The organism is Pseudomonas sp. I8001 (assembly GCF_013385345.1).
Lineage (GTDB): Bacteria > Pseudomonadota > Gammaproteobacteria > Pseudomonadales > Pseudomonadaceae > Aquipseudomonas.
In genome coordinates, this window is the sequence record NZ_JACAQC010000025.1 from 1 (window position 1) to 15,479 (window position 15,479).

At 62.6% G+C, this 15,479-nt stretch carries 14 protein-coding genes; 2 read left to right on the forward strand and 12 right to left on the reverse strand.

Annotated elements, in window-relative coordinates; all coding sequences use genetic code 11:
• Window positions 1-54: 54 nt before the first annotated feature.
• The 9 genes from HX839_RS18750 to HX839_RS18790 form a co-directional block, all read right to left on the reverse strand.
• A complete protein-coding gene (locus tag HX839_RS18750) occupies window positions 55-1,185 on the reverse strand; it encodes an MFS transporter (RefSeq protein ID WP_017478989.1) in 1,131 nt (376 codons plus the stop codon).
• A 75-nt stretch (window positions 1,186-1,260) separates the two neighbouring features.
• Window positions 1,261-2,625 (reverse strand): MFS transporter, encoded by a 1,365-nt coding sequence (locus HX839_RS18755; protein ID WP_023658995.1) that lies wholly within the window; start codon window positions 2,623-2,625, stop codon window positions 1,261-1,263.
• A 92-nt stretch (window positions 2,626-2,717) separates the two neighbouring features.
• Window positions 2,718-3,254, reverse strand: a complete 537-nt coding sequence (locus HX839_RS18760) for an alpha/beta fold hydrolase (protein WP_102368641.1) — start codon at window positions 3,252-3,254, stop codon at window positions 2,718-2,720.
• A 4-nt stretch (window positions 3,255-3,258) separates the two neighbouring features.
• Entirely contained in the window at window positions 3,259-4,035 is a 777-nt protein-coding gene (locus tag HX839_RS18765; RefSeq protein ID WP_177039762.1) for a DNA-binding domain-containing protein, read from the reverse strand.
• On the reverse strand, window positions 4,032-4,883 hold the full coding sequence (locus HX839_RS18770; RefSeq protein ID WP_177039781.1) for a DUF692 domain-containing protein: 852 nt from the start codon (window positions 4,881-4,883) through the stop codon (window positions 4,032-4,034). The genes HX839_RS18765 and HX839_RS18770 overlap by 4 nt, the downstream gene beginning before the upstream one ends.
• A gap of 56 nt (window positions 4,884-4,939) precedes the next feature.
• Window positions 4,940-5,212 carry a hypothetical protein gene (locus HX839_RS18775; RefSeq protein ID WP_003211275.1) on the reverse strand — a complete coding sequence of 91 codons (273 nt, stop codon included), beginning with the start codon at window positions 5,210-5,212 and terminating at the stop codon, window positions 4,940-4,942.
• A 25-nt stretch (window positions 5,213-5,237) separates the two neighbouring features.
• Window positions 5,238-6,005, reverse strand: a complete 768-nt coding sequence (locus tag HX839_RS18780; RefSeq protein ID WP_003211274.1) for an alpha/beta fold hydrolase — start codon at window positions 6,003-6,005, stop codon at window positions 5,238-5,240.
• Window positions 6,006-6,050: 45 nt separating this feature from the next.
• Window positions 6,051-6,479, reverse strand: a complete 429-nt coding sequence (locus tag HX839_RS18785) for a DoxX family protein (RefSeq protein ID WP_177036964.1) — start codon at window positions 6,477-6,479, stop codon at window positions 6,051-6,053.
• Entirely contained in the window at window positions 6,476-6,748 is a 273-nt protein-coding gene (locus HX839_RS18790) for a DUF2282 domain-containing protein (protein ID WP_003211270.1), read from the reverse strand. The genes HX839_RS18785 and HX839_RS18790 overlap by 4 nt, the downstream gene beginning before the upstream one ends.
• 576 nt (window positions 6,749-7,324) lie before the next feature.
• On the opposite strand from HX839_RS18790, the gene HX839_RS18795 reads away from it, so the two are divergent.
• Window positions 7,325-10,150 (forward strand): winged helix-turn-helix domain-containing protein, encoded by a 2,826-nt coding sequence (locus HX839_RS18795; RefSeq protein WP_177039763.1) that lies wholly within the window; start codon window positions 7,325-7,327, stop codon window positions 10,148-10,150.
• A 92-nt stretch (window positions 10,151-10,242) separates the two neighbouring features.
• On the opposite strand, the gene HX839_RS18800 is transcribed toward HX839_RS18795, so the two are convergent.
• From HX839_RS18800 to HX839_RS18810, 3 genes are all read right to left on the reverse strand, one after another.
• Complete coding sequence (locus tag HX839_RS18800; protein ID WP_177021191.1) at window positions 10,243-10,692, reverse strand: hypothetical protein; 450 nt, start codon at window positions 10,690-10,692, stop codon at window positions 10,243-10,245.
• Window positions 10,693-10,772: 80 nt separating this feature from the next.
• A complete protein-coding gene (locus HX839_RS18805; RefSeq protein WP_177023417.1) occupies window positions 10,773-12,053 on the reverse strand; it encodes an ATP-binding protein in 1,281 nt (426 codons plus the stop codon).
• Window positions 12,050-12,733, reverse strand: coding sequence for a response regulator transcription factor (locus HX839_RS18810; RefSeq protein ID WP_003211262.1), 684 nt, complete (start codon window positions 12,731-12,733; stop codon window positions 12,050-12,052). The genes HX839_RS18805 and HX839_RS18810 overlap by 4 nt, the downstream gene beginning before the upstream one ends.
• Before the next feature lie 213 nt (window positions 12,734-12,946).
• Between HX839_RS18810 and bamA the strand changes: the two genes are divergently transcribed.
• Window positions 12,947-15,319 (forward strand): outer membrane protein assembly factor BamA, encoded by a 2,373-nt coding sequence (gene bamA, locus HX839_RS18815; RefSeq protein WP_134326193.1) that lies wholly within the window; start codon window positions 12,947-12,949, stop codon window positions 15,317-15,319.
• The last annotated feature ends 160 nt before the right edge of the window (window positions 15,320-15,479 follow it).

The following is a 15,479-nucleotide window of genomic DNA, read 5'->3' on the forward strand; positions in this document are numbered from 1 at the left end:
GAACCCTAAGTGGCCGTTACCGAAGAAACGGATATGTACCCCCCTCCCCCCATCTCATGCTAAACCCCTGGCCCGCCAGCAAAACACCGCACTGACCGCAATCGCCGCCCCCGCCACGCCAAACACCCAAGGCGCCGACGCCACCGGCAACAACAACCCCGCCAGCAAAGGCCCAAGCCCCGCCCCCACATCACGCCACACCGCATTCGACGCCAACGCCGAAACCCGCATCGCCCCCGGATTACGCTCTGCCACCAGCGTCGTCACCAACGGCAACTGCAACGCCCGCAACACCAACACCGCCGCCGCCCCCACAATCACCCAATGACTACCAAACGCCCCCAACGCCAACGCACTGAGAAACGAAAACAGCAGCAACATCGACGTAGCACCAAACTGCTGCGCAGCACGCCCCCCCAGCGGACTCAGAAGCAACTCCGAAACATATCGCAGCGCCATCAACCCACCGGCAATCAATACCGCATTGCCCCCCAGCAGCTTCTGCGCCTGAATCGACAGGCCAAAGATAAACAGCCCATCCAGCGCCACCCCTTCGATAAACGACCAGGTCGCCACACTGTCAGGCAACTTGAACCGCCGCCCCGGCGTGCCATGCAAATTGTGACCCGCAGTCGGCAACCCCCGCGCCATCCACAACCCCACCAGGCAACACACCGCCAGAATCCAGAAGATCGGCCGCGGCCCCACCTGCAACGTCAGCCACCCACCCAACGGCAAGGCCAGCATCGGCCCCAGGGCAATCAACGCCCGCGACCGCCCCGCCCGCCGCGCCGCACCCAGCGGTTCAGAGGTGGCCAACACTTGAGTGGAAAGGTTCAACGCCGCAAAACACAGGCCCCAGACCAACCGCAGCCCCAGCAAGGCCGCAAACCCGGACAGCATCGAGTTGCCAAGGGCACACACCGCCGCCGCGCCGGCGGCAATGGAGCACGTCAGCCGATCACCGTTACGGGCGTAGAAATTCAGAACATGCTTGTAGCCGAAGATCCGCACCAGGCGGTTGGCCGCCAGCAGCACCCCGGCCTGGGCCAGGGTGATACCGAACGCCTGGGACTCCATCGGCAGCACCAGGTACAGCAACACGTCACTGGGCAGGCACAGGCCAAGGGTCAGCGCGGCACGGCGGGAGTGGGAATCAGCACTGCGTTGGGCCAGATCAGACATAAAAGCTGAAACATTCAGAATTATTTAGACGGCCACGGTAGCCGTCTACCTCAAGGTTTTACAAGGCCCAAATGATTAAACCTTGGCGCCGTCCTGCATCAGGCGCAACCCGCTGGCCACCGCGCCCACCAGGGCAAACCCGCAGCCCAGCCACAACGCGTACTGCGGGCCGCTGCTCAGGGACAGGTGGAAACACAACGCCACCAACGAAGCGCCGAGTGTCTGCCCCATCAACCGCGACGTGGCGACGATCCCGCTGGCTCCCCCGCTGCGGGCAATCGGTGCGCTGGTCATGATCGCCTTGAGGTTGGGCGACTGGAAAAAACCGAACCCGGCGCCACACAGGGCCATGCGCCAACCGATGTCGAAGGTCGAGGCGTCGTTGCCCAGGGTCGCCAGCGAGGCCATGCCCGCGCTCAACATCACCAGGCCGATGCCGCACAACAACGCCAGGGAGATACGGTCCGCCAGGCGCCCGGCAATCAGCGCCATCACCGCGACCACCGCCGGCCACGGCGTCATCAGGAAACCGGTGGCCACCTGGCTGTGCCCCAACACGGTTTGCAACAGGAACGGCAGCGACACAAACGCCAGCCCCTGGGCGCTGAACGCGCAAATCGCGGTGAGGGCCGACAAGGTGAACAGCGGGCGCTTGAACAGATCCACCGCAAGCATCGGCGCCGGGTGCCCGGCCTGACGGCGGATCAGCAACAGCCCGCACAGCAGCGCCACGGCGATCAGCCCCAGCGTCAACACCGCCTGCGCACCGTGCACCGCCGAGCCCAGGCCCAGCACCAGCAGGGCAAACAACCCGGCGCAGAGAATTGCCGCCAGCCGGTCGAAGGCATGCCCGGTGATCGGGATCACCGGAATCGCCCGCACCCCGAGCCACAAGGCCAATGCCCCAAGGGGCAGGTTGATCAGGTACAACCAGTGCCAGGTAGCCACCGATAGAATCGCCGACGCCGCCGTCGGCCCCAGGGTAAAGGCCAGCCCCACCACCAATGAGTTATACCCCAGCCCTCGGCCGAGGATTTTTGCCGGGTAGATGTGCCGCAGCAGCGCAATGTTGACGCTCATGATTGCCGCAGCGCCCAGGCCCTGCACCACCCGGGCGGCAGTCAGCGTCGGCAGTGACCAGGCCAGCCCGCAAAACAGCGACGCCACCACAAACACCAGCAAGCCGCCGAGGAACACCCGGCGGTGACCGACCACATCACTCAGGGACGCAAAGGGCAGCACCGCAGCGATGGTCGCCAACTGGTAGGCATTGACCACCCAGATCACCGAAGCGGAGTCGGTGCCAATCCCTTCGGCCAGGGTCGGCAACGCGGTGTTGACGATGGCCGTGTCGAGGGTCGCCATGCCGATCCCCAGGGAAATGGCGACAACCGCCGCTAGACGCTTATCACTGGGCAACCCATCAGCTACTGAAGACATGGACAATCCGCACACGTGGCAAAGGCGTCTAGATTACGGGCAGCGGCCTTTTTTTTCAGCGGGCAAATGCGCGGCTGTCCAAATATTCATGTTCAGGTGCGCCATTTGCCCATCTGCGCCATCTGCACCAGCACCTCGGCCAGGGCGGGCTGCGGCGCGCTGTTGACGGTGACCAATGCCACGCAACGGCTTGGCCGCAAGGTCGCCGCGGCGGTGGCAGCGCGGCCGCCGAGATCGAACCCGCCGAGCACCGCCTCGGGGATGTGCAAGGCGTTCATCAAGTCCAGCACGTCCTGGCCGAGCACCACTTCCTGAGTGCTGGCGGGTGCCGCCTTGTCCAGCGGCGTGGTAGTGCCATGGCCACGCAGGTACGGGGCAACTACCCGAAAGCCCCGGGCGGCCAGGTAGGGTGCGACCTCGGCGAAGCGCTCCAGGTCGCCGTCCGCGCCATGCAGCAAAATGATCGGCCTGCCCTCTTCCGGGCCGGCCTCGTAGTAGCCGATATCCAGCAGGTCGGTGCTGACCTGGCGGATCGTCCAACGGGCGGGCGTCGCCATGACCGGCAGTGACAACGCCACTGAAGCAATGGCGCTGGAAATCAGAAAGCGACGGCGATTGAAAAAAGACATAGGTTTATAGCTCCGAAAAATGCGACACAGAAAGGTCTTCAACGACCCCCACAATCAACTCGCTGCCGATCCAGCCGGCCAACAGCTCACCGGCTTTCGCGACGCCCTGCTCTTCCCCCAGGCGCGCTACCAGAAACTCGCACAACCCGGCAAAACTGCCGTCGCCTTGCAGGTGCACCAAGGCCTGGAACTCCAGCGCATCGACCTGGCGCAAGCGCGAAGTGAACTGCCGACGCCACACCAGCAACCCACCGGCTTCGGCCAGCATCACCGCCTCGGGCGCCGGGGTTTGCTGCCACAATGCCGACCAGATCGCCTCGGCGTTGGTGGTCAGCCCATGGCAGCGCAGCGATGGCGTGAGTTGCAGGCGTGCCGTGTCCCAATCCACCGACGCCAGCACGTCCATGGGCAACGGGCTGGCATCGGCGGCGACAAACGCTTCATTGAGCGACGACTCGATCCAGGCCAGTTCATGCACGTCGGGATTGTTGGGGAACAGTTCGCCCAGGGTCAGGTGAAAACCCTCGGGATAGACGTCCAGGGTCCAGGCATGGGGCGGATACCGGTCGATATGGCTGACGCACGCGGCCAGGAACGCCTCGTCCCCGACCCAGCGCCGCAGGTTGGGAAACGCCTGTTCCAGGCAACCCACCAATTGCGCGCGGTAGTTGTTCTGATACACCGCCAGTCCCGCGGCCTTGTTACCCAACATCTCGGCCGACTGCTCCGAGGCACTCACCAGCCAGGTATGAAAAGCCTGCTGCCATTGCGCGAGATTCATGAGCGCACCTGCGCACGCTTGTAGGCCTCGGAGGCACCGAGCATGCGGGCGATCGACAGCTCCTCCAGCAGCTCTGCCAGGGGCGGGATCTCGTCATCGCGCTCGATCATCGTGGCGACCGGGCCGAGCAACGCAACGGCCTTGGCATACAAGTCCCAGACGCCATCACACACCGGGCTGTCGTGGCTGTCGATCAGCAAATCGCGGCCCTGGCTATGGCCGGCCAGGTGAATTTGCCGGACCCGCTCGGCCGGAATCCCGTCGAGAAACGCGAGAGCGTCAAAGCCATGGTTGCTGGCGCTGACAAACACATTATTGACGTCCAGCAACAGCTCGCAGCCGGTGCGCCGGGACATGGCGGCGATGAATTCCCACTCGCTCATGGACGCGCCATCAAAGGCCAGGTAGCTGGACGGGTTTTCAAACAGCATCGTGCGGCCCAACACTTCTTGAGCCAGGTCGATATTGGCGCAGACCCGGTCCAGTGCCTCATGGGTGTAAGGCACCGGCAGCAGATCATGGGAGTTGAAGGCCCCACTGCGGGACCAGCTCAAGTGGTCGGACACAAACAGCGGTTCGATCTCGTCCACCAGCGACTTGAGGCGTTTCAGGTAATCGCGATCGAGGCCCTCGGCCGTGCCGATCGACATCGACACCCCGTGCAGCGCCACCGGATACCGCTCGCGAATCTGGCGCAGGATGTGCCGGGGCTGGCCGCCCGCGACCATGAAATTCTCGGAGATCACTTCAACGAAATCCACCGCCACCGGGTTCTCCAGGAACTCGCTGTAGTGTTCCTTGCGCAGCCCCAGGCCATAGCCTGGAAAACGCGGGTTGGGTGTCGGCATCATGTGGTCTCCGTTGCATAAATAGGCGGCGGGCCCAACCTGGGCCCGCCGGGGTGTTACTTCGGTTCGGTAGTGGTGCCGCCCAGCTTCAGGCACTCGGACGGGGTCTTGACGACAACGCCCTGGCCCTTGCAGCTGTTGAGGCCCTTGCAATCGTTCTTGGCCGTGGCGCACAGGCTTTCGCCCTTGCAGTTGTTCACGCCGTAGCAGCGACCCGGCTGTTCCGGCTGGTCGGCGGCGCTGGCGGCCGCCGCGAAGGAAGCGGACGCCATGGCGATCAGGGCGGCAGCAGTGGCAAGGCTCAAGCGGGATTTGATGGATGTGCTCATGGGTATTACTCCTCGGGGGTGGGGTTTATTTGATGACGGATGCCGCGTCTTCGATGACCTTCGCCACAGCCTCGGGCTGGGAGATGTACACCGAGTGGCTGGCCTTGATTTCAGTGACTTTCGAGCCGGCGCGCTTGTACATCCAGCGCTGCAGATCGGGGCTCAGGGCACGGTCTTCGGTGGAAACCACGGCGTAGGTCGGCTTCTTGTGCCAGGCCGCGGCCCACACGGTGCCGCCGAACAGCGCGGTGGTGGCCGGCACCTGGGAGGCGGCCATGAAGTCGGTGCGGTTGGTGGTCAGGTCGGCAGCAAAATCGGCATTGAACTTGGTGCGATCAAAGAACAGATGCCCGTCGCGGGTCTGCATCACGTCATTGCTCGGCGCCGGCATCGACGACAGCAGCTGGCTCATGTTCTCGCCGACTTCCGGTTGCAGGGCCGAGACATAGACCATCGACTTGACCTTGTCGCGGTCACCGGCAATCGAGATCACCCCGCCGCCGGAGCTGTGACCCACCAGCACCACCGGGCCGACCTGCTGCTCCAGCACTTCGCGGGCCTCGGCCACGTCGGCGGCGAGGCTTTCATGGCCCTGATGCACCACGGTGACCTTGTAGCCCTTGTGAATCAGGATGTCGTGCACCACTCGCCAGCCGGAGCCGTCGACAAAGGAACCGGGCACGATCACCACGCTTTTACCGGTGCCCGGCTGGGGCTTGGCTGCATCGGCGGCCGAGGCCACCAACGGTGTAGCGAGTGCCATGGCGATCGCCAGGGAAGAAAGAATACGCATGCGACTCTCCACAGGCCTTGGGGCCTGATCATTGTTGTGAAAGGGTTAACGGCGTTGGCCGGACAGCAAGCGGTCCAGTGACCAGGCCCCGCCGCCATACGCCAGCAGCGGCAGCAACAAGCCCGCCCAGGTCAGGTGGGTCGGCCAGGCGTCGGGGTACACGAACACCTCGATCACCAGGGTCATGCCCAACAGCGCGGCAGCCGCCGGGCGGGTCAGCAGGCCCAGCACCAGCAACAGCGGGAACAGATGCTCGGCGTAGGTCGCCAGGTGCGCTGCCCAGTCCGGCGGCACCAGCGGCAAGGCGTATTCCGAGCGAAACAAGGTGTAGGTCGACGGCTTGAGCTGCAGGAAACCGGTCACCTTGGTGCGGCCCGAGAGGAAAAACACCGAAGCGATCCCGAGGCGGGCCACCAGCAACAGCAGCGCCTCAGGCAGCACACGCTTGAGCACCGCAGGGGCCAGGGCAATCATGGTTGTTCCGTCAGGCTGCCGAAGCCTTTGGGGGTTTTGATCTGGGTGCAGGTGCCTTTGTCCACCAGCACCCAGGCGTTGCCCTGGTAATCCGCCTTGGCGGTGCCGGCGCAGGAAGTCCCGGCACCGGCGGCGCAATCGTTGGCACCGGCGAGGGACACGCCGAAGCATTTTTCCTGAGGCTTGGCATCCTCGGCATGGGCGGTGGCGGCGAAGGCACCGAGGGACAGTGCGAGGGTGGCGGCAAGGGCTGCGTAATGGCGCTTCATTGTTGAATCTCCTGGCTTGACTGAATGTGGCCAGGGCGCTTGTGCGGTGGGTGACCGCCTGCGCCATCTGGTAGACAGATTTAAAGCCAGGCGTGTATCCCGTCTGTGTCGCGTTTCCTCCTTCTATTCATGCCGGTGTATCAGGTGGGTGCTGATACACAGTCTGATACACAGCCAAAAAAACCACGCCAAACCACCGCCGTTTTATTCGGCATCCCGAACGACACAATTAGAAATATTCGCCTTTCCGAACACCCACCTTCCCCCGCCTTCGACGACCTCAAAAATCCCCATAAATTTCATACGGTTGTTGTCATCTTTGTTACATGCCAACTGGCATACATTCTGCTACATCAGGTTTTCTAGTAATAAAATGTTTCTAAATTGAAACAGTCTCATCGCCTGAAACCCAACGGCCCCGCGCCCTATAACAACGTCCATGCCCCAAAGGAGGGCGACAACTCTCACCTTTTTGATCGACTTCAACTCTCCAAGCCTGCTGCCGCACGTAAGCACCCAAAAGGGCGAATGGCCTGATCGCCAATAACAAGCCCGACTACAAAAAAGGACAAATTGATGAGTTCGAGCAAATACCCCGCAGTGTCCTTCACGGACCTCGTCCCCCAGGCCCCGGACCACACCGAGAATGCAATCGGTTTTGGCCCCTTTCTCTTGTTGGCGCGCCAGCATGTATTGCTGCGCAACGGCGAGCCGGTGACCCTCGGCAGCCGCGCCTTGTACTTGCTGATCGCCCTCGCCAGCAGGGCTGGCGAGTTGCTGGAAAAGTCCGAGCTGATCTCTTTCGCCTGGCCCAAGGTGGTGGTGGAGGAATGCAACCTGCGCGCGCAGATCGTTGCGCTGCGCCGGGCGCTGGGGGATGACGGCAACTTCAGCTACATCGTCACCGTGCCAGGCCGGGGTTATCGGTTTGTCGCGCCGGTGACGATGCAGGCAGTGAGTGAAGGCGCCATCGCCCAGGCGCTGGTACCCGCCCCGACGGTGGACGTGCCCAACCTGCAACCGCCGCCCAGCACAGTGATTGGTCGCGAACAGCTGATCCTGAGCCTGGCCGACCAGGTACTGAGCCAGCGTTTCGTGACCATCACCGGCCCCGGCGGCATCGGCAAGACCACCGTGGCCCTGGCCGTGGCGCAACTGCTGCAGGGCCGCTTTCACCAGGGCATGTGCTTCGTCGACCTGGCACCCGCCACCAGCGGCCAATGGGTGGCCGGCATGCTCGCCAACGCCCTGGGCATTCAAAGCGTAAGTGACGAGCCCTTGCAAAGCGTGGCCTCGATGCTCGCCAACAGCCCGTTGCTGCTGGTGCTCGACAACTGCGAACACGTGCTGCAAGCCACCGCCGACGCGGTCGAGGTGCTGCTGCGTTGCGCGCCCCAGTGCTGCGTGCTGACCACCAGCCGCGAGCCGCTGCGGGCCGAGGGCGAACGGGTGCACGACCTCGCCCCGTTGCTGGTGCCGGACGAAGACGTGAACTTGAGTGCCGAGCAAGCCATGACCTGGTCGGGCATCGCCCTGTTCATCGAACGGGTCAAGGCCCTCGACCCCGGCTTCGTGTTCAAGGACACCGACGTCGCCGCCGCCAGCGCCATCTGTCGCAAGCTCGATAGCAACGCCCTGGCCATCGAAATCGCCGCAGCGCGGGTCCGCACCTTTGGCATCCAGGACCTGGTGGGGTTGCTCGACGGCAGCTTCCGCCTGCAAATGACCGGCCGGCGCACCGCCCTCGCCCGCCACCGTTCACTGAGCGCGACCCTGGACTGGACCTACTCGATGCTCACCGGCGACGAACAGGCCATGTTGCGCCAACTGGCGGTGTTCACCGGTTCTTTTACCCTGGACGCGGTCAAGGCCATGACCGCCAGCAGCACCCTCGATGCACGCAATGCCCTGCCCTTGCTGGAAAGCCTGATGGACAAGTCGCTGCTGATCGCCGGTGAATCGCAGTTGCTCAAGCGCTACCGCCTGCTGGAAACCACCCGCGCCTACGCCCTGGAGAAACTCAACGAACACGGCGAAGCCGACGCCACCCGCCAGCGTCATGCACTGTATGCGCTGGGCGTATTGCAGGAAGCCGGGCAGACCCTCGACGGGCTTTCTCCCGAGACCTGGATCGGCCTCTACGGCCCGGAAATCAACACCATCCGCACCGCGCTGGAGTGGGCCTTTTCAGCCTCGGGCGACCTGCCCACCGGCATCGAACTGACCCTGGGCGGTGTGCCGCTGTGGCTGCGCCTGTCGCTGGTCAGCGAGTGCCGCACCTGGGTCGACAAAGGCCTGGCCAGCGCCGCCACCACCCCGCTGCCGCTGCGCCAGCGCATGCTGTTGCAAACCGCCCTGGCCAGCGTGCTGATGCTCACCTATGGCACCGGCGGGCCAATGCGCGAAGCCTGGCGCCAGGTGCGTGAAGACGCCCGCGACCTGGGCGATGCCGAGCACAAGCTGCGGGCGCTGTGGGGCCTGTGGAGTGACCGCTGCGGCTGCAACCAGTACGCCGAAGCGCTGGAATTGGCCGAGCGCTACATCAGCCTGAACAACAGCGGCAACCAGCAACTGCTGGGTAAACGCATGCGCGCGCTGGCGTTGTTTCACATGGGCGACCTGGCCGGCGCCCGACAGAATATCGACGAGGCACTGGGGTCACCGTCAGCCCCGCGCTCGCACATTATCGACGTGCATTTTGACCAGCGCATCGCCGCCCGCTGCCTCAAGGCACAGGTGCAGTTGCTGGAAGGCGACGTCGACCCGGCGCTGCGCCTGATCGGCAGTTGCGTCGATGAAGCCATCACCCTCGATCACCCCGCGACCCTCTGGTACACCCTGTGCCTGGGGGCAATTCCCCTGGCACTGTTGGCGTCCAACCTGCCCAAGGTGCGGTACTACCTGGGCTTGCTGCAAGACAGCACGACCCAGCAGGACCTGCACATCTGGCGTCAGTTTCGGCTGTGCTTCGAGAGCATCCTGCTGATCCGCCAGGGGTCGCCCGAAGAAGGCGTGCCGTTGCTGGGTGAGGCCTTGCATCACCTGCATGGCCAAGGCGATAGCCAGCTTTATAGCTTGCTGCGTTGTGAATACGCCCTGGGGCTGGCGCGGCTGGGCCTGGAGAAACTGGCGCTGGAGGTGTTGGAAGACACCCTGCAATTGGCGCTGGGCCGGCATGAGCGCTGGTTCGTGCCGCAGATGTTGCGGATCAAGGCGCAGCTGATTCTGCGTCAGGCCCAGTACGGGTCGGTGGACAAGGCCAAGGTGTTGCTGCGCCAGGCGTGGGTGGATGCGCAACTGGCCGGGGCGCATTTCTGGCGGGCGCAGATTGCCAGTGACCTGGCCAGGTTGCAGGAGCCGAAGATGCGGATTGCTTCGTTGCCAAGGTTTCAGCACCGGTAGAGGCTGCCGGCAGGGGACGGTAAAAAGGGGACAGATTTATTTTATAAATAAATCTGTCCCCTTTTCGCTCTTTTTGAACTCCGGCAGCCGCGCTATTGATCCGCCGCATAAATGACGGTTTGCGCACTGTCGGGTGCAGCGGGTCGGCGGGTGAAGTAGGTGTCGCCTTCATCCGTATGAATCTCGTATTCAAACTTGCTGGTCGCGCGGCCCGTGGCGGTGGCGTGCTTGATGATCTTCAGCACGCGCTGGAATTTCACACTTTGGGTGCCGTTCTGGCTGGGCCCGGTGAGCACGTTGACGCTTTGAAACCAGCCGTCGTTCTTCTTGTTCGCCACCAGGGCGCCGGTCATGGCTTCAAACCGCTCCAGCCGGGTAAAGCCCCACAATGTCTGCTCTTCCACGGTTTGGCCGAGGGCCGCAGAGCCGGTAAACACGAACAGGTTGATCGCCGGGCTGTCTTCACAGAAGAAATCGTAAGGCACCAGGCCGTCGACCATTTTCTTGCCGGCCACGAAGCCTTTTTTATGCACCTGAAACATCGCCACCTCCACGCCAATGGCGTCACTGAACATCAGCTCACGCAGAGGAAAAGTCTAAAGGCGCAGGGCGTACAGGGCGGTCAAGCCAATGTAATATCGTGTAAAGATCCCACCCGAGGCAGGATGATTTCCACGCTCAACCCGCCGGACGGCTCGTTGTGCGCCTCGATGGTGCCGCCATGCATTTCCACGGACCTCAAGGCGATCGCCAGGCCCAGTCCGAAACCGGCATCGGTGTCATTCGGGCCACGTTCGAAAGGTTCGAAAATACTCCGCAACCGCAGGTTTTCAACACCCGGCCCCTGATCGGTGATCAACACCCGCAGCCAACGGTTGTCGGGGCTGACCTCCGCCGAAACCCGCACCGTGGTATCAGGCTGCGTGTAGCGCACGGCATTTCGAATGACATTTTCGAAACACCGATACAGCAGCTCGCCACTGGCCCGACTGACAAAGTCCGGACACGCCTGCAAGCTGACACTGCAGCCTTTGATACCCGCCTCGAACTGAGCATCCTCGACAATCACGGCCAGCAATTCGACGATATCCACCGGCTCGCGCTCGATACTTTCGGGGCGGCCCTGCACGCGCGCCAGGGTCAACAGCGCCTCGATCAGCGTGTCCATGCGCGCCGACTCACGCTGGATGCGCCCGAGCATTTCCTGGCGTGCCGGGTCTTGCTGCAACAGCCCGATGGCCACTTGCAGGCGCGTCAACGGTGAGCGCAGTTCATGGGAGATGTCGTGCAACAGCTGTTGCTGGGCTTCCACCAGCAGCTTGAGCTGGTTGGCCATGCGGTCGCAGTCTTCGGCCAGGTCGACGATTTCATCACGGCGCTTGCCCATCATCGGCCGCACCCGGGTTTCGAAGCGGCCCAGCGCAACGTCGCCCATCGCCCGCCGCAGATAAGCCAGCGGCCACGCCAGGTAGTAGGCCATGTACCCACTGAACAGCGCGCTCATCAGCGTACCGATGATCAGCGGGATCCAGTGGCCCAGGCGCCCGGGTTCGTGGGGAGGATGGGAAGACCTGAGGGACAGCGCGGCCCCGTCCTTGCTGATCAGCGACTTTTCATAAGCCACCTGCGAGACCGGCGTGCCGGCCAGCAATTGACCGGCACTGTCATAAACGCCAATGGCTTGGCCGTGGGGTGGCTGCCACACCGCCAGGAGCTGGCGGCCCGACTCGACACCGTACTGTTCCAGCAACTGTTCTTCGCTGGCCAGGATCGCATCCAGATGATGGTCCCCGGGGCCCAGGCTGCCCGCCACGAGAATGCTCAAGCCCACCAGGAACGTCAGGCTGGTGGCCAGCCAAAAGGCCAGGAACAGTTTCCAGAACAGCCGGCTGGGTTTCATCATTCGGCGATCAACAGGTAACCGAGGCCACGCACGCTCTGGATCCAGGCCTTGGCATCCGGGCGCGGGCCCAACTTCTGGCGAATGCTGCTGATATGCACGTCGATGCGCCGGTCATAGCGGGTCAACGGGCAGCCCAGGGCATTGAGCGACAGGTCCTTTTTGCTCACCACCTGGCCGGCGCACCGGGCCAGCACTTCAAGTAGGCTGAATTCGGTACTGGTCAGCCCCAGTGCGCAGCCTTTCCAGAGGGCCTGGCGCTTGCCGGGCCAGAGCACCAGGGCGCCGGTCTTGATCACGTCAGCGGCCGGCGGGTCCACGGGCTGCACCCGGCGCATGATCGCGCGCAGCCGCGCCACCAGTTCACCCGGGGAACTGGGCTTGGGCACATAATCGTCCGCGCCGAGTTCCAGCCCGGTGATCCGGTCGATGTTGTCGCCCCGGGCCGTGAGCAACACCACCGGCACCTGGCTGCTGGCCCGGATACGCCGGAGCACCTCGATGCCCGAGAGCCTGGGCAGCATCACGTCCAGCACCACAATGCTGTAGCGCCCCGACAACGCCTCAACTTCACCCTCCTCGCCGGTGTGCACGCAGGTCGCCTCAAAGCCTTCATGCTCCAGGTATTGGCCCAGCATTTCAGTCAGTTCCTGGTCATCGTCGACTAGCAATACGCGGATCATGGCGAGCTCGTGAAAGGGTACCCCCACAGTATCGCCCAGCCTCATCGCCCCGGGGCCAACCTTTACCTAACTTGACACTTGGTTAACCGCACCAAACCCGCGCCGCTCTTATGCTTGCCGTCCACCCGTCTGGCCGCGTTGTGGTGACCCGTCTGCGGCGAGTCATCCCGGCGCGCTTGCGCTGCTTGTCGATGTGTTCTGGAAAAGATCTTGATGAATTTTTCGCGCCTGCTCTGCTCGGTTGCGCTGCTGCTCAATGTCACACTTGCACACGCTGAAGCCTTCAAAATCTCGGATATCCGTATCAACGGTCTGCAACGGGTCTCGGCGGGCAGCGTGTTTGGTGCCTTGCCGCTGAACGTGGGGGACGAAGCGGATGACCGACGGCTGGTGGATTCCACCCGTGCGTTGTTCAAGACCGGCTTCTTCCAGGACATCCAATTGAGCCGCGACGGCACGGTGCTGATCATCAATGTGGTCGAGCGCCCATCGGTGTCCAGCATCGAGTTCGAAGGCAACAAGGCCATCTCCACCGAAGACCTGCTCAAGGGCATGAAGCAGTCGGGCCTGGCCGAGGGCGAGATCTTCCAGCGCGCCACCCTGGAAGGCATGCGCAACGAACTGCAGCGCCAGTACGTGGCCCAGGGTCGCTATTCGGCCACGGTCGACACCGAAGTGCTGCCGCAGCCGCGTAACCGCGTGGGCCTGAAGGTCAAGATCGACGAAGGCTCCGTGGCCGCGATCCAGCACATCAACGTGGTGGGCAACCACGTGTTTACCGACAAGGAACTGATCGGCACGTTCACCCTCAAGACCAGCAACTGGCTGTCGTTCTTCACCAACGATGACAAGTACGCCCGTGAAAAACTCACCGGGGACCTGGAACGCCTGCGCTCCTATTACCTGGACCGTGGTTATATCAACATGGACATCACCTCGACCCAGGTGTCCATCACCCCGGACAAGAAGCACGTCTATATCACCGTCAACATCAACGAAGGCGAGAAATACACGGTGCGTGACGTGAAGCTCAGCGGCGACTTGAAAGTGCCCCAGGACCAGCTTGAAGCCCTGTTGCTGGTGCAGAAAGGCCAGGTGTTCTCGCGCAAACTGATGACCACCACCTCGGACCTGATCACCCGGCGCCTGGGTAACGACGGCTACACCTTCGCCAACGTCAACGGCATGCCCACGCCCCACGATGAAGACCACACCGTGGACATCGTGTTTGCGGTCGACCCGGGCAAACGGGCCTATGTGAACCGCATCAACTTCCGTGGCAACACCAAGACCGACGACCAGGTGCTGCGCCGGGAAATGCGCCAGATGGAAGGTGGCTGGGCGTCGACCTACCTGATCGACCAGTCCAAGGTTCGCCTTGAGCGCCTGGGCTTCTTCAAGGAGGTCAACGTCGAAACCCCGGCCGTGGCGGGGGTCGACGACCAGCTTGATGTGAACTACGCGGTCGAAGAACAAGCGTCCGGCTCGATTACCGCCAGCGTCGGTTTTGCCCAGGATGCCGGGCTGATCCTTGGCGGTTCGATCACCCAGAACAACTTCCTGGGCACCGGAGATTATGCCAGCCTGGGCCTGACCCGCTCGCAGTACCAGAGCAAGTACAACATTGGCTTTACCAACCCCTACTTCACGCCGGACGGGGTGAGCCTGGGCTATAACGCGTTCTACAGTGCCACCGATTACAACAACTACTACGACGATGGCAGCGGTGTTTCCTACTACTCCATCAACAGTTACGGCCTGGGGGCCACACTCGGCTACCCGATCAATGAAACCTCGCGGTTGAGTTTCGGCCTGACGGTGCAACACGACAGTATCGACCCGGGCATCTACAGCTCTGATGAGATTTACGATTTTCTTCAGCGCGAAGGCAGTGAGTTCACCAACTTCAAGGCCAACCTTGGGTGGTCGGAGTCGACGTTGAACAAAGGCGTGATGCCGACCCGTGGTTACTCGCAGAACCTGAACCTGACGGTGACGCTTCCGGGCAGTGACTTGAGTTTCTACAAACTCGATTATTCCGGGCAGACATTTGTGCCGATCACCAATTCGACGACGCTGCGTTTGCATACCAAGCTCGGTTACGCCAACGGGTACGGCTCGACGGACGGCCTGCCGTTTTATGAAAACTACACGGCCGGGGGTGAAGGTTCGGTGCGCGGGTTTGAAAGCGGCACGCTTGGGCCGCGCAGTACGCCGGCGACCGGGGCGTATGCCAGTGCGGGCCAGCAGTACTACAGCGACCGCAGTCCCGAGGCGTTGGGGGGCAACATCCTGATTACCGGGGGGGCGGAATATCTGTTTCCGATGCCGTTCCTTAAAGATAATAAATCGGTGCGTACGTCTGTGTTCTGGGATGTGGGTAACGTTTATTCGGACAAGTGTGCCCTCAGTACTACCCAGGGTTGTAATGGGGTTGACCTGAGTCAGCTGGGTGCATCTGTGGGGGTTGGGGCTACGTGGTACAGCCCGTTGGGGCCGTTGAGTATCAACCTGGCGTTGCCGGTTCGTACGCCGGAGAATGCGACCAAGCAGGTGTTCCAGTTCTCCATGGGGCAGAATTTCTGATCTGCCTGGGTACATATCCGTTTCTGCGGTTATGGCCGCTATTGGTTCCGCTCTTACAGCGGCTCACTTTTGAAAAGCGCAAAAGTCCAGTTCGGCCAGCGTGGTTTAACGGGGCGCCCAAGATCAAGATCAAAAGCGGATCAAGAGCACAGCGGCCTAC